The organism is Sporosarcina sp. Y1011, from assembly GCF_057669885.1.
The window spans coordinates 374,652-395,174 of sequence record NZ_JBYHFP010000001.1 but is presented as its reverse complement, the minus strand read 5'-3'; the positions used below and the strand labels follow the sequence as shown (position 1 = coordinate 395,174).

Below are 20,523 nucleotides of genomic sequence, written 5' to 3'. Positions count from 1 at the left end.
AATGCAAAAACGGCCCTCAAAAGCATGAGAGCCGGTCTGATTGGAGCTATCCCCGAAGAGACGCCCCATCCAGATAGCCCTCCAGGTATTTCCACACCTGACAAATCTCCACTTATTCAATGGAAATCCAGCATGACAATCGTGACAGACGATTCATCCGCTTCGGCGAATACCCCTTTCAATCCCTTTCATTAGGCTGCCGCCTTCCGTGGATCTACTATTGGTTACCGCACCTCTATCTTCACTACATATAAATGTATTAGTGAAAAAATTCATTGGTTTCACCTTACCATATTACTTTTTTTCTCGCAATGCCATCTCGCGAAAATGCGCTTCAACTGATTTTGCTACACCTGCAGGTAGTCCTGCTTCTTGCAATTGTTCAATCGTAGCTAAGCGAATCTTTTCCACGGATTCAAAATGCCTTAATAGCATCGTTTTCCGTTTTTGCCCAACTCCCGGCAATCCATCCAGTGCTGACGTCAATGAATTCGTTTCGCGGCGTTGTCTGTGGAACGTGATTGCAAACCGATGCACTTCATCCTGGATTCTTTGCAATAAGTAAAATCCTTCACTCGACCTCTTAAGTGGTATCATTTCAACAGGGTTACCATAAAGGAGTTGTGCTGTTTGGTGCTTCTCATCTTTTGCAAGTCCCGCAATGGGAATGGATAAATTCAACTCATCCTCAATGATTTCTCTAACAGACTCCATATGACCTTTACCCCCATCAACAACAATAAGATCTGGTAATGGCAAATCATCTTTCAACACACGAATATAACGTCTCCGTACAACTTCACGCATTGCACCATAATCGTCGTGCGCTGCCGCGGTCATCGTTTTATATTTTCTGTAATCTTTACGATTCGGTTTCCCATCCACAAATGAAACCATTGCAGAAACTGCATCAGCGCCATACATATGTGAGTTATCAAATGCTTCAATACGTAAAGGCACTGTGATGTTCATCGCTTTGCCAAGTTCCTCACATGCACCGATTGTCCGCATTTCCTGACGTTCAATGAGATGGAACTTTTCTGACAATGATATCTCTGCATTTTTGACTGCCAATTGGACTAGATCTTTCTTTTTTCCGCGCTGTGGAATGAATACATTGACATCGAGAAGCCTACTGATGATTACATTATCGATTCCTTGTGGCAAAAGTATTTCCTGGGGAATCAAGTGTTGTGATTTTCCATAAAATTGGCCAATGAAAGTCAGCAATTCCTCTTCAGGTTCTTGATAAAGTGGAAAAAGTGACACATCCCGTTCTATCAACTTTCCTTGACGGACAAAAAAGACTTGAACACACATCCAGCCGTGATCGACTGCAAATCCGAAAATATCACGATCCGTGAAGTCATTCATGGTCATCGCTTGTTTCTCCATGACCGCTTCAATATTAGCAATCTGATCACGATATTCTTTTGCCCGTTCAAATTCCAGATTTTCCGCTGCAGCAGACATTTTCTCTGTTAATTCTTTTTTCACTTTTTTATAACCGCCGTTTAAAAATCGGCTGATATCGTCTACCATTTCTTTGTACGTATCAGTACTCACTTCATTAATGCACGGGGCGAGGCATTGGCCAAGATGGTAATATAAACAGGCTCGGTCCGGCATCTTTAAACACTTTCGATAAGGATAGAGTCGGTCAAGTAATTTTTTGGTTTCCCCCGCAGCAAATGCATTTGGGTATGGACCAAAATACTTCCCTTTGTCTTTTTTGACTTGTCTTGTAATAATTAGTTTCGGATGTCGTTCGGCGGTCAACTTTAAATACGGATATGTTTTATCATCCTTTAGCATGATATTATATTTCGGATCATACTGTTTGATCAGATTCAATTCAAGAACAAGAGCCTCCAGATTTGAAGATGTGACAATGTATTCAAAATCTGTAATTTCCCCAACCAGTCGCTGTGTTTTCCCGTCATGGCTTCCCGTAAAGTAACTGCGCACACGATTTTTCAACACTTTTGCCTTGCCGACATAGATAATTGTCCCTTGCCTGTCTTTCATTAAATAACAACCCGGCAACTCCGGTAATATAGCCAACTTCTCTGAAATTAGTTCATTCATCTATTTCACCTACCAAAAAAACCGGGAGCCTTTGAAGGGACCCGGTTATACTTTCAAATATGCCTCAATTTGTTTACACTAAGATATTGAATGGAGTTTCCTCGATTGACTCCATTCAATATCCTCGACATCCGCCAGAGGCTTCAGCTCGACGAGAAGAAATTATATTCCATTCCTCTCTATCGGTAACTTAGGCATTGTTGCTGAATTATGTTAATAATTAAGCGTGCTTTGAAATCAATTCTGCAAGTGCTTCTTTCGGTTTGAAACCGACAACTTTATCGACGATTTCTCCGTCTTTGAAAAGAACCAATGTAGGGATTGACATAATGCCGTATTTACCAGCTGTTTCCTGATTGTCGTCTACGTCAACTTTAACAATACTTGCTTTCCCTGTGATTTCGCCGTCTAGTTCTTCAAGTACTGGAGCGATCATTTTACAAGGTCCACACCAAGGTGCCCAAAAGTCTACAAGGACTAATCCTTCTTTAATGTTCTCTTCAAAGTTTTGATCAGTTGCGTGAATAATAGCCATAATGTATTTCCTCCTCTTATTAGATAACCTATGATCGTATTATAGCATGCTGCTATATCCCGACCTAAATATATGCTTTGCAAAAAAAGTAAGCGCCCTGCTAATGAGGGCGCTTACTTTTGAATCAGTTCGTTTTAAGCTTTTTGATTTCTTCAATCATCATTGGAATAACCTCAAATAGGTCTCCAACAATACCGTAGTCAGCTACTTTAAAAATATTCGCTTCTGAATCTTTATTGATAGCCACGATTATTTTTGAGTTAGACATTCCTGCCATATGCTGGATTGCACCTGAAATTCCTGCAGCGATGTACAGATCCGGTGTAACAACTTTTCCTGTTTGTCCAATTTGTAATGAATAGTCACAGTAGTCAGCGTCACATGCCCCGCGTGAAGCACCGATTGCTCCGCCTAATAGTGATGCGAGTTCTTGCAGTGGTTCAAAGCCTTCTGCACTTTTCACACCGCGCCCCCCTGCAACAACAACTTTCGCTTCCGAAAGGTCGACGCCATCTGTCGATTTACGGATAACTTCAGAAATGATTGTCCGTAGATTAGTAACCTCAACAGGTACCGCTGTTACTTCGCCAGAACGGTTTGCATCATGCTCTAACGGTGCAATGTTATTCGGGCGAACTGTTATAAACAATAATCCATCTTTATTTTTTACTTTTTCAAATGCTTTACCGGAGAAGATAGGACGGATGAATACTGCCGCATCGCCTTCTCCTTCAATAGCAGTTACATCAGAAATTAAACCCGATGCTAGTTTACTAGCAACTTTAGGTGAAAGATCTTTTCCAAGAGCCGTATGACCAAAAACAACAGCATCCGGTTTTTCCTGATCATAAACAGCCATGAATGCTTGGCTGAAACCATCGGAAGTATAAAGTTTCAAATGTGGATGCTCAACAGTGATCACACGATCCGCTCCATAATGGATCATTTCTTCCGCTAACGATTGTACTGCATCGCCGAGCAAGATGCCGACAACTTCTCCGCCTCCAGATACCTTTTTAGCAGCTGCAATCGCTTCAAACGAAACGTTACGCAATGCCCCTTCTCGTGCTTCCCCAAGTACTACTACTTTTTTAGACATCCATAGTCCCTCCTATTACAATTAAAAGTCAGATTAGATTACTTTAGCTTCGGTTTTAAGAAGATTAACAAGTTCTTTTACTTGATCGGCAACATCGCCTTCTAGAACACGTCCAGCGGCTTTTTGCGGTGGAAGATAAATTTCGATTGTTTGTGTTTTAGCTTCCACGTCTTCTTCCTCAAGATCTAGATCATCAAGCTCAAGCTCTTCTAACGGTTTTTTCTTGGCTTTCATGATTCCTGGAAGTGAAGGATAGCGAGGTTCATTTAGACCTTGCTGTGCAGTCACTAAGAGTGGAAGTGACGTTTCAATCGTTTCAGAATCCCCCTCAACATCACGAATGATTTTGACTGAAGTTCCGCTAATTTCAAGGTTCGTGATTGTCGTTACACAGTTGATGCCCAAAAGTTCGGCAACACGCGGACCAACTTGTCCAGAACCACCATCGATTGCAACATTTCCTGCAAGAATCAAATTAGCTTCCTTATCTTTCAAGTACTCAGCGATGATTTTAGCAGATGTAAACTCGTCCATTTCATCTAGATCATCCTCAGTATTGATAAGCACTGCTTTATCAGCACCCATTGCAAGCGCTGTACGAAGTTGTTTTTCAGCGTCTTCTCCACCAATTGTTATAACAGTAACTTCACCATCATTTGCGTCGCGTACTTGGATGGCTTCTTCAATTGCGTATTCATCATATGGGTTAATGATAAACTCCGCACCGTCTTCGGCAATTTTACCGTTTGTGATTGTAATTTTTTCCTCTGTATCAAATGTCCGTTTAACTAAAACATAAATGTTCATATTCCATACCCCCTCAACTTTTTGGTTATTTTCCTTTAAATACTGGAACTCGTTTTTCCAAGAATGCTTGAATTCCTTCTTTAGCATCTTCAGAGATGAAAACGTTACCAAATGAATCAGCTTCCGCTTTCACACCTTCATAATAAGAAGATGGTTTTGAATATTGAAGCATCTGAAGTGCAAACTTGACCGCAACAGGACTTTTCTTGGCAATTTTTTTTGCAAGCTCCATTGATTTCGGAAGTAACTCTTCGTCTGTGAAGGCTTGATTGGCAAGTCCAAATTGTGCTGCTTCTACTCCACTGATAGGATCACTCGTTAACAACATTTCCGCGGCTTTCGGCATGCCGACGTAGCGAGGAAGACGTTGTGTGCCAGCAAACCCAGGAATTAGTCCCAGTTGCAATTCTGGCAATCCAAGTTTTGCACTTTCGGTGACGAATCGAATGTGACAAGCCATTGCCAGTTCAAGCCCACCACCTAATGCTGCCCCATGAATAGCTGCTATAACTGGTTTCGAGAATTGTTCGAGACGTTCAAAAACTTCTTGTCCGCTGGCCGCTAATTTTGAAAATTCTTCACCTGTAGTAACAGATGTAAATTCTTTGATATCCGCACCTGCAGAGAAGAATTTACCTTCCCCATGTAAGACTATGACTCTAACAGATTCGTCGTGCTCCACTTTATCGAGAAATGCATCCACTTCAAGGATAAGTGCTCGTGAAAGCGCATTCGCAGGCGGTCTGTTTATTGTCACTACCGCCACCCCATCGTCAACTAAAACGTTTAGAAACTCCATTTCATCCCATCCTTCTTAAGCTTTCATTCCATTCATAATCAGCCTATGTACTTCGGGTGATAGTTTCATTAAATCATATTTTTGATCATTCATCACCCATGAAGTGATAGTTTCATCAATTGTTCCGAATACCATCTGTCTTGCAAGCCGGACATCAAGACCGGTATTTAGTGCTCCGTTTTCGATTCCCTCTTTCAAAATGGCATCAAGAAGCATTAGATATTCCTTTAAGACTTCATTAATACGGACCCTTAACTCCTTATTAGATTGTCGGAGTTCAAGCTGAGTTACAATTGCAAGGTGACGGTCTTCATGAAGTACACGGAAATGATTATCAATCATCCTGAATAATTTTTCGGATGTGTCGATATCTTGTTTCAAAATAATTTCAACATTGTTTACGAAAATCGCCATTTTCTCTTTAAAGACGGATATAAGAATATCTTCTTTATTTTTAAAATAGAGATAGATTGTTCCGTCCGCAACGCCAGCTTCTTTCGCAATCTTGGACACTTGCGCTTGGTGGTAACCATTTTCAGCGATTACAATAACCGCCGCGTTCACTATTTGATTATATTTCGGTTTATCTCGTTTCATACTTAATCACCACCAATAGAAAATATGAATGATGATTCATTCATATTTTCATATTAGTCGCTATTTACCTTCGTGTCAAGTATTCCCTTACAGTGGGAGCAATTCCTTCTCAGCCCTCTTTTTCTCTTCATCGACAAGAGCACGGCGTAATATCTTCCCTACAGCTGTTTTAGGCAGCTCGTTTCGGAATTCATAAAGTCGTGGTATTTTAAATGACGCCAAATTTTCCCTACAATACTTATCGAGCTCTTCTTCAGTTACAGTAGCACCTTGTTTTAAAACAATATATGCTTTGACTGTTTCGCCTCTGTATGGATCAGGAATACCAGCAACGACACATTCCTGTACTGCCTCATGTTCATAAAGAATCTCTTCAATTTCTCGTGGGTATATATTAAATCCACTCGCTATGATTATATCTTTTTTTCGATCAACAACATAGAAATAACCTTGATCATCCATATATCCAAGATCTCCTGTCATGAACCAGCCGTCGCGAAAAGTCTGCTCTGTATCTTCCGGTCTGTTCCAGTATCCCTTCATCACTTGTGGACCTTTAATTGCAATTTCACCAATTTCTCCATTATTCAAAGGTTCTGTTGAATCTGGGCCGAGTATGCAGGAATCCGTGTCCGGCCAAGGAACACCGACTGATCCTTTCATTCGTTCTTCCGACCATACAAAATTTGCATGTGATACTGGTGAGGTTTCTGTCAGACCATACCCTTCAACAAGCCTTCCACCGGTTATTTTTTCGAATTTTTCTTGAACTTCGACCGGCAAGGCAGCGGAACCGCTTATACAAGCCTTTATGGAAGATAGGTCGTATTTTTCTAAATCAGGATGGTTCAATAATCCGATGTATATAGTAGGTGCGCCTGGAAAAAGAGTCGGCTTCTGTTTATCAATTGTTTTCAGTGCCGTTTCGAAATCGAATTTAGGTACGAGGACCATTTTATTACCTTGCATCACAGAAAGAATCAGTACAGTTGTCATTCCGTAAACATGGAAGAAAGGCAGGATGCCCATTATTACTTCTTCGCCCTCTTTACATTTATACAACCATGCATCACACATCTTCACATTGGCAATAAGGTTAGCATGAGTTAACATGACACCTTTTGGCGGTCCCGTCGTTCCGCCCGTATATTGTAGCAACGCGATATCCTCATCATAATCAAATGTATAACTGACGGGATCCGGTTTTGCAGATTTCATTATTTCTGTGAATAGATGATTCATGCCACGGTGTTCAACTTTCACTTTGACGCCATGCTCCTTCTTCTGGATAAAAGGATAAATTAAGTTTTTAGGGAAGGGTAAGTAATCTTTTATTCCTGTGATGATGACATGCTCAAGTTCTGTTTCCTTAACAATTTTTGAAATTCTCGGGTATAGAATATCGAGTGAAATGATGGCTTTTGCTCCGGAATCTGTCATCTGATAAGCTACTTCACGTTCTGTGTAAAGAGGGTTCGTTTGAACAACGACTGCGCCGATATACAAAATACCATAGTAGGCAATTGCACTTTGCGGGCAGTTTGGTAACATAATTGCCACCCGGTCCCCTTTACTAATTCCAATTGTCGTCAAATAGTTTGCAAACTTCAAAGCCGATTGATGAAACTCTTTAAATGAAACATCTTTGCCTAGAAAATGCATAGCGGTTTTATCAGGATACTTGTCACTGGACCTTGTTAGAAATTCCTGTAGAGGAATTCGCTCATAGTCGAGTGTCTTTGAAATTTCGGCAGGATATAAATCTAGCCAAGGTTTCGTTGTCATTTTTTAGCCCCCTTCTTTCTTATCTGCAATTCTTTGAATATTCCTAATTTAATTATAGTTGTTAATGTTTCAGGTTACAATTGAAAAATTACATTTACATGAACCTCCCACGACTGAAGTCACAGGTTTCAGGGTTGGTGCTATCGCACATTGACCACTTGAGGCTGGGAACACACAGCCGCTATACCGTTAGCGAACGCTTTCGGCACTACTTTTCTTAGGATGTTTGCTGCACCATTAACATCCGCATTTATTAAGAAATTATTTTTAGTACGGTAAATACCGCGTTTTAATCTTTTCCCACTGAATATTTGTTTGACATTATTCCCCGATTTGTAGGTTGGAATAATGTCATCATCTAGAAAACTTGCCTGTGATGTGTAGCTTTCTTCAGTTACAATCACCGAAATACCCTCAGCATTTGCTTTGTAAGTAATTAATTCTATTAGCAATGAGTGAGGTACTTGAACGAAGTTCTGATTATTTCTTTTCCCTAATTTATTTTTTTGTTTCCAACCCACATTTTTACCGATGACAATCGTATCAATGTTTTTTTCCACAGCTATTCGCACGATATTGAAACTAACTTTATGGAAAAAGTCTTTGATTTGTCTGTGTCTTGCGGAATCTAATTTCACTAACTTCTTAGAATGGAAGTTCCCTTCTTTTGGATTTTTTCCATTACGGAGAGCCGCATAGTAGTAACCGCGCATTTTGTTGTACCATTGATTGAAAGATTTAACTTTACCACCTTTAAAAAGGACCGGAACATTTTCTGTATTTAAAACTAGTGCCGCAACGTTATCGAGTCCTAAATCAATGCCCATGCATCGTTCCGTTTTGTCGGATATTTGTTTTTTTGACTCGATTAAATACACTATTTCAACAGTAAAACAATTGTGCTTGGGTATGATTCTCACTTGTTGAAACTTACCATTGAAATTTGCTAACTTACCAATATTTATTTTTCTTTTAGTTTTTGGGAAGCTTAGATATTTACCGTCTTTAATTTTGCAAATTTGATTCGATAGAGTTGATTCTTTCCTACTTCCTTTTGGTAGGTAACCAGGAATAGAAGGTCTTCCTTGATATTTCCCTGGATTCTTTTTGAAGTCTTTCAAACTTGCGAAAAAACTAGTCCAATTTTGCACGACATTTCTAAGAACCTGTTGATTTATCTGACCTGGTAACGAATAATAATCCTTTAGTTTAATCGTCTTAAACAAACAATCAAGAAAATTGTACCCTAAGAAAGACTTTCCTTTTGAAGGGAACTCGAATAGGTTTTGCTTTATTTCTTTTTGTTCTTCATTTGGTTTCATATGTTCTTTTTCTAATTTCTTGCTATACGCTTTTTGTTGATTTACATTCATTCCATCAATGTTGTCAAGGATTGTGTTCATTACTTCTTGTTGCAAAGGTTGTAACACACCTTCGTTGTTTAAAGCAGTGTATACTTGCCTGATATAAAAATTTGTCGTGTTATATAGGTTGTTACTATTCAAACAAAGGTCATCGAAATAAGGAAACATTCTATGTCCTTTTTTTATGTTGATTTGATAAGTTCGATAATATTTTTTCAGTTCCATTGTCTCTCACCCGCCTTTCTTAAGAATATTCTACCAAATAGAACATCAGTTTGTCGTTTGATATCACTTTATAACGAAAAAAAGAGAGCCAATTCATCCCACGACTGAAGTCACGGGTGTTCTTGGCTTAATCATAAAAAAAGCCTTGACCAGTATAAACTGGTCAAGGTGTATTAGATGTCATCCAGTATATGCCTACTAAAATAAATAAGACACAGACAACAATTAGTATTTTCGATAATCTCTCCATGAATTCACGACTCCTATGAAATACTTGCTCCAATTACGAAGGATAACCCTACGGAAATCGTCAAAGATATGAAGCCGACAGAACGATTATCTGCTTCGATTTCCTTATCTATATTGAATTTGGGTGTTAAGAATTCAAATAATAAGTATGCGAATACGAGTAAAATAAAACCGAACAATCCCCATCCAATCATTTGGGGCAATGAATTATGCTGTTCAATCGAATAGCGGAAAATATTTGCAACCCCGAAAATCTTTCCGCCAGTAGCAAGGGCAACAGCAACATTTCCTTTGCGAATTTCTTCCCAGTTGTTATATTTCGTAACGAGCTCAAAAAGAACCATTGAAACGACAAGACAAAGGACAACTACACTGAAGTAGCCTGCTGTTTCTACTAATGGATGACTCCAAAATCCAGTATTCGTCATAATTTTCGACTCCTTTTAAGTTCGTTCATTCCTTTACGGATTGGAACGTAAAAGGTTTCAACAATTTCACTTATCCTAAAACTTTATCTTCATTCAGCAAATGTTTTTGTACTGAAAGCGAAGCGTCAGCTACAGAAGACTATCACCTCCATAGGTGGGAGATGAATGCGGTTTTGTATTCCTGTTCAGCGGGTATCCAAACGCCCGCTGAACTAGGAGGAATGAAGTTCAATTCCTCCCTGATAAAGCCTCCGGCGGATGTCACAGATTTTGAAAGGAGTCAATCGAGCAAGCTCGATTCAAAATCTGGACCCAATTACGCCGAGACGGAATTGATTTTTCATTTCAACTCTACAACAGTAACGCCATGTCCACCCTCGCCTGCTTCGCCGAACCGATACGTTTTGACACGCTTGTGGGTTTTCAAATATTGCTGAATGCCTTGCCTTAATGCACCTGTTCCTTTTCCGTGGATAATAGAAACTTGGTGATAATTAGATAGGATTGCATCATCTAAATACTTTTCCGTGCGAATGATTGCATCTTCATAACGCTCGCCGCGAAGATCGAGTTCAAGTTTAACGTTTGAATCTCTTCCCTTTACAGAGGTCGATATATAAGATATTTTCTCTTTTTCTGGTTTAACGTACTCGAGACCTGATTGATCAAGCTTCATTTTTAAGATGCCGATTTGAACAATCCATTCATTATCTGAAACCTTATCGATTAGTGTACCTTTTTGGCCATAGCTCAGCACTTTCACTTCGTCACCTATTTGCAAGGCCCTTGGTGCTGCCTTCGCTTTGATCACTTTCTTGCTTGCTTCCACTGGTGCAGCGCCTTCTAAACGTTTCCGAGCTTCAATTAGTTCGTGGTCTTTTATATTGGCACCGACATTTAGACGCATTGCACGTAAATCTGATATAACCGCTTCGCTTTCCCTTTTTGCGTCTTGAATAATTTTTCTCGCTTTGTCTTTGGCCTTTTCTTCCATCCGTTCTTTCATGCTGTCGAATGTGGCAAGTTTTTCTTCCAGTTCACGTTTCAGGCGATCCGTTTCCAAGAGAATTTCATGCGTTTCTTCGGCATCTTTTTCGGATTGGACACGGCTTGTCTCAAGCGACAATATCATTGAATCCACTTCCCCGCGATCTGTACCCGTGAACTTTTTAGCACGTTCAATGACACGGTCTTGCAATCCTAGACGCTTCGAAATCTCGAACGCATTACTGCGGCCCGGTACTCCTATTAGCAATCGATATGTTGGACTAAGGGTGTCAACATCAAATTCAACGCTAGCATTGGCGACGCCCGGCCGATTATATCCATAAGCCTTCAATTCCGGATAATGGGTTGTAGCCATCACTCTCGCGCCGTGCCCGTGCACTTCATCCAAAATCGAGATGGCAAGTGCCGCCCCTTCCTGTGGATCTGTACCTGAACCGAGCTCGTCAAAAATAATTAGGGAACGGTCATCATATTTTTTTAATATGTCAACAATATTCACCATATGCGATGAGAATGTACTAAGACTTTGCTCAATTGACTGTTCGTCCCCAATATCTGCATAGACCGAATCGAACACAGCCACCTCAGAGCCATCGAGTGCAGGGATTGGCAAGCCAGCCTGTGCCATGAGCGTACAGAGTCCTACCGTTTTCAACGTGACTGTTTTACCGCCTGTATTCGGTCCGGTAATGACAATAGTGGTTATGTCTTTACCGAATTCGATTGTATTCGCTACCGCCTCTTCAATCGACAATAGTGGATGCCTAGCTTTTGTTAGGCGTATATAACCTTTGTTGTTCACTTCAGGTTTCGTACATTTATGAGCAATCCCAAATTTTGCTTTTGCAAGAATGACGTCAATTTCAGATAATATGGCTACTAACGTGAATAAATCATGAGCGACTTCTTGCACTTTAGCAGACAACTCTATTAGAATCTTCTCTATTTCTTCCTGTTCTTGCAGTTTCAGTCTTCTAATTTCGTTATTCGCCTGCACCACTGCATCCGGCTCGATGAATAATGTTTGGCCAGAAGAAGACATATCATGGATGACGCCACGGTAATGCGAACGGTACTCCGACTTAACAGGAATGACATAACGGTCGTTGCGGATTGTGACGATTGCGTCGGATAACATTTTTGCTGCATTTTTGCCCCGCGTATAACTCTCTAGCTTCTCGCGCACGCGACCTTCCTGAATTCGCAAGCCTTGCCGAATGGTACGAAGCGACCCCGATGCACTGTCTACCACATGCGCATTGTCATCGATGCATGCATTGATTTCATGTTCCAATCCTGTCAATACAGGAATGGCTTCTTTTTTCGCAATGAAATGCGGGATTTCAATATCTTCGTCCGCCACAATCGCTTCGATGAATTGCCGTAGATTCCGACTTGCGCGAATTGTGTTAGCCGTTTCCATTAGTTCAAATGCACTCAGCATGCCGCCCATTTGCGCACGTTTGGCATGGGGTCTGATATCACTGATTCCCCCCATCGGCACATTGCCGCGAACTCGAAGTATCGATAACCCTTCGTCCGTTTCCTCAAGTAACTTTACAACTTCGTCAAAATCGCTTACGGGTACTAATTTTTCCATATAAGAACGACCGGCAAATGACGTGCAATGGGTTGCTGCCATATCTCGGATTTTATCGAACTCAAGTGTTTTTAAGACACGGTTTTCCAATGTCTTACACTTCCTTTCACTTCCGCACTATCTCACGGATAAATTTATCAAGTGGCCAAGTATTAACGACCGTTTCTTTTTTCAGCCAGGCTTTCTTAGCATAATTCACGCCAGTATTCATATGACTCAGTTGATCAATCGCATGTGCGTCAGTATTAATAGCGATATTTACACCCTGTTCCTGCGCCATAATAAGGTGGTCTTTCGCAAGATCAAGACGGTACGGACTTGCGTTTAACTCAAGTATTTTACCATATTCTTTCGCCCATTGAATGAGTTGCGGTACATCAGGATTATACCCTTCTCGTTGTCCAATAATTCGACCTGTCGGATGTGCAATCATATCGACATGCGGATTTTTAATCGCCGTGTGAAGCCGTTCCATTATCACATCCTGCGATTGACTGAAGTTGGAATGAATGGACGCGATAACAAAATCAAGTTCACTAAGGAGATCATCATCAAAATCGAGCGTTGCGTCAGGAAGGATGTCCATTTCCGTTCCACAAAAGATTTCGATGTCATCGTATTCTTTATTCAACTTACGAATTTCTGCGATTTGCTCACGCAGTCGTTCTGGTGTGAGACCGTTCGCAACTTTCAAGTACTGCGTATGATCTGTGATGACCATATAGGAATAGCCTTTAGTCCGGCATGCCTCAACCATTTCACGAATCGAGTATGCGCCATCTGACCAAGTCGTATGCATATGAAGGTCTGAACGGATATCCTCTAGTGCCACTAGCCCTTCAAGTTCATCAACACGATCGATTTCGCTGCCGTTTCTACGGACCGCAGGCGGAATGAAGGACAATCCGAAGTGGGCAAAAAACTGTTCCTCTGAATTGAACGTCTCAACAGAACCGTCCTCATTCTCCACTCCATATTCACTTATTTTCATGCCCTTGGATTTTGCAAGTTGTCGCATCCGGACATTATGGTCTTTCGAGCCTGTGAAGTGATGGATAGCGCTTGCGAACTGTTCCGCCTTTACGAAGCGGAAATCGGCGTCAATCGCTTCTTCCAAGTCGAGTGTCACAGACAGTTTTGCATCACCTGCCGCAATCGTCGACAGAAGCGGCAAAGTTGCAAGTAGTTTTTCCCGTACAATTGCTGGTTCATCCGTCACGAGAATGAAGTCCACATCACTGCTTTCTTCTTCCGTTCGGCGGTAACTTCCAGCGACAGAAAAATGGCTGATTTCCGGAATCAGACGCAGTTCTGATTCAACGAACGTAACGATTTTTTCCATCTGCCAAATTGGAAATTTCCCTTGCCTAGTCCCTAGAATTTCAATTTCATTCAAAAAATTCTCTTCGGTCTTTTTGCCGAAACCGGGAACTTTGCTGACTTCTCCCGCAACGCATGCCGCACGTAGCGACTCAATTGAATCGATGCCGATTGCCTCACGAAGTTTGGAGATTTTTTTTCCGCCGAGTCCCGGAATTTTCAACATTGGGATGAGCCCTTTTGGCACAGCTTCTTCCATTTCCTTTAGAAGGTCGGATTCCCCTTTTTCCAACAAATCGGTAATGACAGCGCCTGTCCCTTTTCCGATTCCTTTCAGCTTTAAAATATCATCCATATCGGTTAAGCTGCGTGGATCCAGTTCAAGTACGTTGGCCGCTTTTCTGAATGCAGAAACTTTGAAATGGTTTTCCCCCAGCAATTCCATATATAATGCAATTTTTTCTAATGTGCGGATAATCGTTTTCTTATTCAATAACAGCACTTCCTTTCTAGAAAAAAGCTCCCCTCCAAAAAGGGGGAAGCCGTTAATTTGTATAGATATACCACCATTTTTTCACAGTCTCTGATAACAGCGGCGTGTGTTCAAACATTGTTTTTGCAAGCAATGAATTACTCAACATGTCTTGGATAAAATCTATCGGTAACATGGCCAGCAAATAGAGTACTAGGAATATGAGTATATAAAACTCGATGAATCCAAATAATGCCCCAGTGATACGCGCTAAAAAACCAAGGACAGGTAAATACGTCAGGAAATCAAACATGGACGCAATGAGCTGAAAAACGAATTTGACGACAAAAAATATCAAAATGAATGCCAGTAAGCGATAAAATGTCCCATCAAGATCAAGCTTGTCGACTGACATGGATAGTTTCGAACCAGCTGTAACACCTGGGTATGGAATCCAGAGAACAAATTTTTCCGCGAGTTGCTTATAATACGTATAAGCGACAACGAGTGCGATTATGAATCCTGTCATATGTATGATTTGTACGATAAGTCCTCGTCTGAATCCAGTGACAAGCCCCCCGAACAGGAGGATAATAATTAGTAAATCAAGCATGTAATACCGTCAACCCTTCAACTTTTTCAATTCTTCTTCTAATTGTTCAATTTGTATTTTTAATTTAAGATTATCATGTACACTATTTACGGCGGTTAACACAGCGATTTTCGTACTGTCGAGGTAGGGATTATGGGCACTGATTTCCCTCATCCGTTCATCGACCAGCGAAGCGACCAGCCGCATATGAGTACTTGTCTCGGTACCGACCATCTTATAGGTCTGTCCGTATATATCTACTGCTATGCGCGTCTTCTGTTCGTCTGCCAATGATACCACCTCCTACGTAAAAACCCTGTTATCAATCATACCACGAAATTGTTTTGGTTGTGAAATAAGTCGACGAAAGGATGTAATAAATTGAGTAATCAAGTCATTATTGTAAATGATCAAGTAATGAAAAAAGTAATAAATCATTATACCGCTTCCAAAATCATTCGCAATGCCCCAGGCGTCGTTTTTGCTGCAAAGCTGCCGGATACTTCTATCACTGCCTATAAATCTGGTAAAGTGCTGTTCCAAGGCGCAGGGTCTGAACGGGAGGCGGCGCGCTGGGGTATAGCTGAAGGTAAAGCGGGCTCAGTGGCGGTGAAAACAAAAGGAGATTCTCTGCCCGATCGCTTAGCAGAACTATCAGTACTCGGATCGGATGAAACTGGAACGGGTGATTTCTTCGGACCTGTTACGGTTGCGGCTTGTTTCGTCCGTGCCGATCAAGTCGAACTGGTGCGTGAACTCGGAGTTAAAGATTCAAAAATGCTAACGGATGACCTTATGCGGAAAATCGCCCCTGATTTGCAGGTAGCGCTTCTCCATAGTGTATTGACACTTGATAACGCGAAATACAATGAAGTGCAAGCAAGTGGCTGGTCCCAAGGGAAGATTAAAGCCCTCCTCCATAATCAAGCGCTTAAGCATGTCCTTCGAAAAATGGATGGCGAGAAACCCGATTATATTTTGATTGACCAATTTGCGGAACGCGGCATTTATTATAATCATATTAAAGCGGAGTCTGAAATTGTGAGAGAGAATGTGCTGTTTTCTACGAAAGCGGAAGGTCTTCATATGTCAGTAGCAGCCGCGTCTATTATTGCGCGTGTTGCGTTTTTAGAAGAGATGGATCGGCTGAGTGGTATTGCGGGTATGACAATTCCGAAAGGCGCAGGACCGAAAGTGGACGAAGTGGCCGCCAAGATATTATTGAACAGCGGTGAAGATACATTGAAATCGTTGACAAAGTGGCATTTTGCGAATGCGGGGAAAGCAAAGGCTCTCGCCGCTAGGAAAAATCGTAAAAAATAACAACTAAATTCGGTGCCTCATATTGCCATTTAACCGTCTCTAATCTTAATAGAGGTAAAACACAAAGAATGTAACTTTATCGCTCTTCTTCCGTTCTAATTGATAGAGGTGATTGTTGTGAGAAGATTCGTTTTTTTACTCGTTTTTATTTCTATCCTTACTGCATGTGGTACTGCTGAAAAAAGTGATGATAACCATCAACCCCGTCCAACGAAACCGCTGCCGCCAGCGGAAACCAAAGTGGTAAAAGGTGATTTCATTTATCGCTTGTTCACAGAAAAAGACGTGTATGACATTTTTGGTGATACTGCAATATTTGCCGAATTAACATATATCGGCGATCAAGCCTCCATCGACATTTCCCATGCCGCTTCTCCCTTCTATTTCCCATTGGAAGAAAGGACACGGGGAATCAGTATCGATTACCCGATGAATGAACCGCTAATTGTGACGACATTAAAAAAAGACGAACCATTGCGCGCGAGATACTCATTTGCCGGAGGCTATAGTGAAAATGATGATGAAAAGATTATAGAATTCATACAGACACTTATTAATGAGGGATTTCCTAAAGGTGAGTATATCATCCACGGTTCCGCCGAATTCAACATTGAGCTTGGCACGATTGATGTTGAACCATTTCAGTTAGAAGCCGATATCGGATTTATAGTCACGGAAGGCGTCAATGAATGAACATAAACCGCATATTCTGAGCTCCCCCCGAAAAGCAGGCACTTTTTGAAAAGTCTTGTATTCGGGGATTTTCTATGTAATTATCTAGGTCCTGTTTAAATTTAAGATATAGTAATGAACGATAAACTAATATAAAAACAAGCCTTTCACTTCATCCACTTGTTAATCCCTCAATTTATGCCCTCCCAGTGCGCAAACATAAACAGTGTAATTGACAAGTACCATCTATAATCAAAGCTTTATATTTTTAAATCATCTCCATCTCCAGTTAAAATCCCCATCAGGATAAACTGCAGGTATGTATATATTCTTTTTTCTATTTTCATTATCAATAATAAACCAATTGCTATCATCTAACCATTCTTCACTAAAATCCTCTTCTGCGAAATCGTTTTCTTCGTCAACAATCTCCTCGAAAAAAGCCTTGAATTTCTCCATGTTCTTATTAGGTATAATCTTTCCGTTTACCCACATACCTTCAACACTAATATTTTCTAGTTCCCCTAAACATTCGTTTAAAAAGAAAAGTTTCAAGTTTCCCACTCCTTAGACAAAATGTTAATGGATCTACCCGTCCCATTAACAATTCCATAGCAAATCGAATTGCATTCCCACCGGCTAGCATTATGACTCAAAAGCTGTTCTCTCTGGAAACTCTCCACCTTCCCTAATTAAACATACTGCCAATCTTTGTGCAGCTCTGTCAAAATAAAACTTAGACGGAATATTTGGGTCTGGTATAACTTCTAACTCAGAAAATTTTCTGGTTAATTTATTTAATTCGATTTTCCCCATAATATTTTCATTAGGTCCAAATCTGTAGACTACAGTTTCATTATTTTCATATTCTTTTAGTAATAAAACGTATGAAGCCAACGTTACTCCTCCTTAGGTGGGTACCACGGACGCCCAGAGTCTACTGTTCTATCATGTGCTGTCCTATAATCCGTTTTGATTATTCCTTCAAATTTCGATTCAAAAAGTTCATGATTCAATAAATCAATAGAAACCTAGGGGCTGGCACATGAATTCTAGACACCTCTACAGGTTGAAAAACTTATACTTACCTTTAAAAAAATAGCGGCACACAGAATCGAAATTCTGTGTGCCACTTGATTTTATTTATCCGCGAAGCAAAGCCCCTGCTTCTGTTGTTAATGCATTCAACACTTTGTCGTGCGCTTTGACGACTTCTTCGTCCGTCAATGTGCGCTCGGAATCTGAATATGTCAGCGAAAATGCAAGTGACTTCTTGCCATCTTCAACATTACCCCCTTCATACAAGTCGAACAATCTGATGTCTTTCAACAATTTACCGCCAGCACTTTGAATAACGTTTTCAAGCGTACCTGCTGATGTATCGCTCGAAACGACTAGCGCGATGTCTCTTGAACTCGATGGGAAACGTGGAACCGGAACATATAGCAATTCATCCGTTTCGATAGAAAGGATTTTAGCAAGGTTCATTTCCATGACATATGTGTTTTTCAAATCACGTTTTTTCTGTTCGGTAGGATGGATTTGACCGATCAAACCAATCCGTTCGTCGTTATAGAAAATGTTTGCTGTCCGCCCAGGATGCATCCCGTCAAGAACAGTTTGTTTGAATGACAGACCTTCAGATAGACCTAGACTGTCCATCATGCCTTCGACAATCCCTTTAAGGACGAAGAAGTCTACCGGTTTTGTTTCAGCTTGCCATGCATGGTCGACCCACTTGCCAGTAATAACGGCTGCAACATGTTCCACTTCCTGCGGAAGGCCATCTTCTTCTACTCCAAGGAAAACCGATCCTGTTTCATAAAGTGCCACCGAATCCGTACGGCGTGCAACGTTATAAGTCGCTGCCTCTAGAAGATGAGGAATGAGACTTTGACGGAGAATACTGCGGTCTTCACTCATCGGCATCAGAAGTTCTGTAACAGGCGCAGTTTCAAGCGCGTAACTTTGTGCCTGCTCCTTAGACGTCAATGAATACGTCAGTGCCTGGAAGAGTCCTGCGCCTTCAATGAACGCTCTAACTGTACGACGTTTCGCCTGATATGGTGTCAAGCCGCCTGGCGTCGATTCAGTCACAGGAAGCGTCATCGGAATCAAGTCATAGCCGTACATCCGAGCAATTTCCTCGATAATATCTTCTTCAATACGCAGATCCTGCCTGCGAGTCGGCGCGTCGATTAGTAGTTTGCCGTTCACCGCTTCTGTCGGGATTTGCAGTCTTAACAAAATCGCCAACATTTCTTCCAGAGGTATTTTCATCCCTAGACGGTTGTTAATATAATCGGGGGAAACAACAATTCGTACAGGCGTTTTTTCGAGTTCATCGACAATAACGGACCCCGTCAACACTTCCCCGCCCGCAATTTCAGACATTAGTTGCGCGGCACGTTCTGCTGCGGCTTTAACTCGATTCGGATCGACTCCTTTTTCAAAGCGCGTACTTGCGTCACTGCGAAGCCCAAGCTCTCTCGACGTACGGCGGACAGATCCAGGTGCGAAATAAGCCGACTCGATGACAACAGTCGTCGTTCCGTCATGCACTTCAGTATTTAGCCCGCCCATTACGCCGGCAAGCGCCACTGGTTCTTTACCATTTGTAATGACAAGTTGATGCGCTTCAAGCGTCCGTTCAGTATTATCCAATGTCGTGAATTTCTCGCCTTGTTCTGCAAGTCGGACAGCGATTTCTCCTGTTCCAAGACGATCGTAGTCAAAAGCATGAAGCGGCTGGCCGTATTCCATTAGCACAAAGTTCGTTATGTCGACAACGTTATTATGTGGACGTACGCCTGCAGCCATCAAGCGATTTTGTAGCCATAACGGTGATTCTGCAACCTTGACGTTTTTTACAACTTTCGCGACGTACATCGGATTGTCCTCTTTTGCATCAATGCGCAATTTCAGCACATCTTCCGCTTTTTCATTAGAAGTCGTGTAGTTAATCTCAGGAAGCTGAATTCCTTGTGATAAAATCGCGCCAACTTCATAGGCAACACCAATCATGCTAAGTGCGTCCGAGCGATTTGGCGTCAAATCGAATTCAAGCACTTGATCATCAAGACCAAGTAGTGACAGTGCTGATTCTCCAGGTACTGCCGATTCAGGGAGTACGTAAATGCCTTCTGCGTAGGCTTTCGGTACAATCTTCCCTTCAATTGCAAGTTCTTGAAGCGAACAGATCATACCGTTCGATTCTTCACCGCGCAGTTTCGCTTTTTTAATTTTCATGCCGCCTGGCAGTACAGCGCCCGGGCGTGCAACAATTACTTTTTGTCCTTCCGCAACGTTCGGTGCGCCACAAATGATTTGTGTTGTCTCTTCCCCAACGTCCACTTGGCAGATGCGCAATTTGTCCGCTTCCGGGTGCTTCACACATTCTTTTACATATCCAACGACAACGTTCGTCATTCCGTGAGAACGGTCGATGATTGAATCGACTTCAATGCCGGAGCGTGTAATTTTCTCCGCAAGATCCGCAACAGCAATACCCTCTATATTTACATACTCACTCAACCATTTTGTAGATACTAACATATCAA

At 41.4% G+C, this 20,523-nt stretch carries 18 protein-coding genes and 1 riboswitch; of the genes, 2 read left to right on the top strand and 16 right to left on the bottom strand.

Features of this window, described 5'->3' with window-relative positions:
• Window positions 1-66 precede the first annotated feature (66 nt).
• Window positions 67-246, bottom strand: a riboswitch (Lysine riboswitch).
• Window positions 247-294: 48 nt separating this feature from the next.
• The 13 genes from uvrC to zapA all read right to left on the bottom strand — a co-directional run bounded on the left by uvrC (window position 295) and on the right by zapA (window position 15,259).
• A complete protein-coding gene (uvrC, locus tag AC25Y5_RS01950) occupies window positions 295-2,088 on the bottom strand; it encodes an excinuclease ABC subunit UvrC (protein ID WP_488138836.1) in 1,794 nt (597 codons plus the stop codon).
• Window positions 2,089-2,308: 220 nt separating this feature from the next.
• The gene (trxA, locus tag AC25Y5_RS01945; RefSeq protein ID WP_488138835.1) at window positions 2,309-2,623 is read right to left on the bottom strand and encodes a thioredoxin; all 315 of its coding nucleotides are present in this window, start codon (window positions 2,621-2,623) and stop codon (window positions 2,309-2,311) included.
• 124 nt (window positions 2,624-2,747) lie between these two features.
• Window positions 2,748-3,722, bottom strand: a complete 975-nt coding sequence (locus AC25Y5_RS01940; RefSeq protein WP_488138834.1) for an electron transfer flavoprotein subunit alpha/FixB family protein — start codon at window positions 3,720-3,722, stop codon at window positions 2,748-2,750.
• A 33-nt stretch (window positions 3,723-3,755) separates the two neighbouring features.
• On the bottom strand, window positions 3,756-4,529 hold the full coding sequence (locus tag AC25Y5_RS01935; protein ID WP_488138833.1) for an electron transfer flavoprotein subunit beta/FixA family protein: 774 nt from the start codon (window positions 4,527-4,529) through the stop codon (window positions 3,756-3,758).
• Window positions 4,530-4,554: 25 nt separating this feature from the next.
• Window positions 4,555-5,328, bottom strand: coding sequence for an enoyl-CoA hydratase (locus tag AC25Y5_RS01930; protein ID WP_488138832.1), 774 nt, complete (start codon window positions 5,326-5,328; stop codon window positions 4,555-4,557).
• 15 nt (window positions 5,329-5,343) lie between these two features.
• Window positions 5,344-5,925 (bottom strand): fatty acid metabolism transcriptional regulator FadR, encoded by a 582-nt coding sequence (gene fadR / locus AC25Y5_RS01925; RefSeq protein ID WP_488138831.1) that lies wholly within the window; start codon window positions 5,923-5,925, stop codon window positions 5,344-5,346.
• A gap of 87 nt (window positions 5,926-6,012) precedes the next feature.
• Entirely contained in the window at window positions 6,013-7,710 is a 1,698-nt protein-coding gene (locus AC25Y5_RS01920; protein WP_488138830.1) for a long-chain-fatty-acid--CoA ligase, read from the bottom strand.
• 140 nt (window positions 7,711-7,850) lie between these two features.
• Entirely contained in the window at window positions 7,851-9,299 is a 1,449-nt protein-coding gene (locus AC25Y5_RS01915) for an RNA-guided endonuclease InsQ/TnpB family protein (protein ID WP_488138829.1), read from the bottom strand.
• Window positions 9,300-9,562: 263 nt separating this feature from the next.
• Window positions 9,563-9,976, bottom strand: a complete 414-nt coding sequence (locus AC25Y5_RS01910; RefSeq protein WP_488138828.1) for a DUF350 domain-containing protein — start codon at window positions 9,974-9,976, stop codon at window positions 9,563-9,565.
• A gap of 340 nt (window positions 9,977-10,316) precedes the next feature.
• Window positions 10,317-12,626 carry an endonuclease MutS2 gene (locus AC25Y5_RS01905; RefSeq protein WP_488138923.1) on the bottom strand — a complete coding sequence of 770 codons (2,310 nt, stop codon included), beginning with the start codon at window positions 12,624-12,626 and terminating at the stop codon, window positions 10,317-10,319.
• A gap of 64 nt (window positions 12,627-12,690) precedes the next feature.
• Window positions 12,691-14,397: a DNA polymerase/3'-5' exonuclease PolX gene (polX, locus tag AC25Y5_RS01900; protein ID WP_488138827.1), complete on the bottom strand. Its 1,707-nt coding sequence runs from the start codon at window positions 14,395-14,397 to the stop codon at window positions 12,691-12,693.
• A gap of 52 nt (window positions 14,398-14,449) precedes the next feature.
• A complete protein-coding gene (locus AC25Y5_RS01895; RefSeq protein ID WP_488138826.1) occupies window positions 14,450-14,989 on the bottom strand; it encodes a CvpA family protein in 540 nt (179 codons plus the stop codon).
• A 9-nt stretch (window positions 14,990-14,998) separates the two neighbouring features.
• The gene (zapA, locus tag AC25Y5_RS01890) at window positions 14,999-15,259 is read right to left on the bottom strand and encodes a cell division protein ZapA (protein ID WP_482104981.1); all 261 of its coding nucleotides are present in this window, start codon (window positions 15,257-15,259) and stop codon (window positions 14,999-15,001) included.
• A 90-nt stretch (window positions 15,260-15,349) separates the two neighbouring features.
• Here zapA and rnhC point away from each other — a divergent pair, with 90 nt between their 5' ends.
• Together rnhC and AC25Y5_RS01880 are read left to right on the top strand one after the other, a co-directional pair.
• Entirely contained in the window at window positions 15,350-16,291 is a 942-nt protein-coding gene (gene rnhC, locus AC25Y5_RS01885) for a ribonuclease HIII (RefSeq protein WP_488138825.1), read from the top strand.
• 117 nt (window positions 16,292-16,408) lie between these two features.
• The gene (locus tag AC25Y5_RS01880) at window positions 16,409-16,984 is read left to right on the top strand and encodes a hypothetical protein (protein WP_488138824.1); all 576 of its coding nucleotides are present in this window, start codon (window positions 16,409-16,411) and stop codon (window positions 16,982-16,984) included.
• 252 nt (window positions 16,985-17,236) lie between these two features.
• Here the strand turns inward: AC25Y5_RS01880 and AC25Y5_RS01875 are convergent, their stop codons facing one another.
• The 3 genes from AC25Y5_RS01875 to pheT form a co-directional block, all read right to left on the bottom strand.
• Window positions 17,237-17,527: a hypothetical protein gene (locus AC25Y5_RS01875; RefSeq protein ID WP_488138823.1), complete on the bottom strand. Its 291-nt coding sequence runs from the start codon at window positions 17,525-17,527 to the stop codon at window positions 17,237-17,239.
• An 81-nt stretch (window positions 17,528-17,608) separates the two neighbouring features.
• Window positions 17,609-17,860 (bottom strand): hypothetical protein, encoded by a 252-nt coding sequence (locus tag AC25Y5_RS01870; protein WP_488138822.1) that lies wholly within the window; start codon window positions 17,858-17,860, stop codon window positions 17,609-17,611.
• A 246-nt stretch (window positions 17,861-18,106) separates the two neighbouring features.
• Window positions 18,107-20,518 (bottom strand): phenylalanine--tRNA ligase subunit beta, encoded by a 2,412-nt coding sequence (gene pheT / locus AC25Y5_RS01865; protein ID WP_488138821.1) that lies wholly within the window; start codon window positions 20,516-20,518, stop codon window positions 18,107-18,109.
• Window positions 20,519-20,523 lie beyond the last annotated feature (5 nt).

Coding starts and splice junctions, on each gene's coding strand:
- uvrC (WP_488138836.1), bottom strand. CDS start 2,088: ATGAATGAACTAATTTCAGAGAAGTTGGCTATATTACCGGAGTTGCCG.
- trxA (WP_488138835.1), bottom strand. CDS start 2,623: ATGGCTATTATTCACGCAACTGATCAAAACTTTGAAGAGAACATTAAA.
- AC25Y5_RS01940 (WP_488138834.1), bottom strand. CDS start 3,722: ATGTCTAAAAAAGTAGTAGTACTTGGGGAAGCACGAGAAGGGGCATTG.
- AC25Y5_RS01935 (WP_488138833.1), bottom strand. CDS start 4,529: ATGAACATTTATGTTTTAGTTAAACGGACATTTGATACAGAGGAAAAA.
- AC25Y5_RS01930 (WP_488138832.1), bottom strand. CDS start 5,328: ATGGAGTTTCTAAACGTTTTAGTTGACGATGGGGTGGCGGTAGTGACA.
- fadR (WP_488138831.1), bottom strand. CDS start 5,925: ATGAAACGAGATAAACCGAAATATAATCAAATAGTGAACGCGGCGGTT.
- AC25Y5_RS01920 (WP_488138830.1), bottom strand. CDS start 7,710: ATGACAACGAAACCTTGGCTAGATTTATATCCTGCCGAAATTTCAAAG.
- AC25Y5_RS01915 (WP_488138829.1), bottom strand. CDS start 9,299: ATGGAACTGAAAAAATATTATCGAACTTATCAAATCAACATAAAAAAA.
- AC25Y5_RS01910 (WP_488138828.1), bottom strand. CDS start 9,976: ATGACGAATACTGGATTTTGGAGTCATCCATTAGTAGAAACAGCAGGC.
- AC25Y5_RS01905 (WP_488138923.1), bottom strand. CDS start 12,626: ATGGCAGCAACCCATTGCACGTCATTTGCCGGTCGTTCTTATATGGAA.
- AC25Y5_RS01895 (WP_488138826.1), bottom strand. CDS start 14,989: ATGCTTGATTTACTAATTATTATCCTCCTGTTCGGGGGGCTTGTCACT.
- pheT (WP_488138821.1), bottom strand. CDS start 20,518: ATGTTAGTATCTACAAAATGGTTGAGTGAGTATGTAAATATAGAGGGT.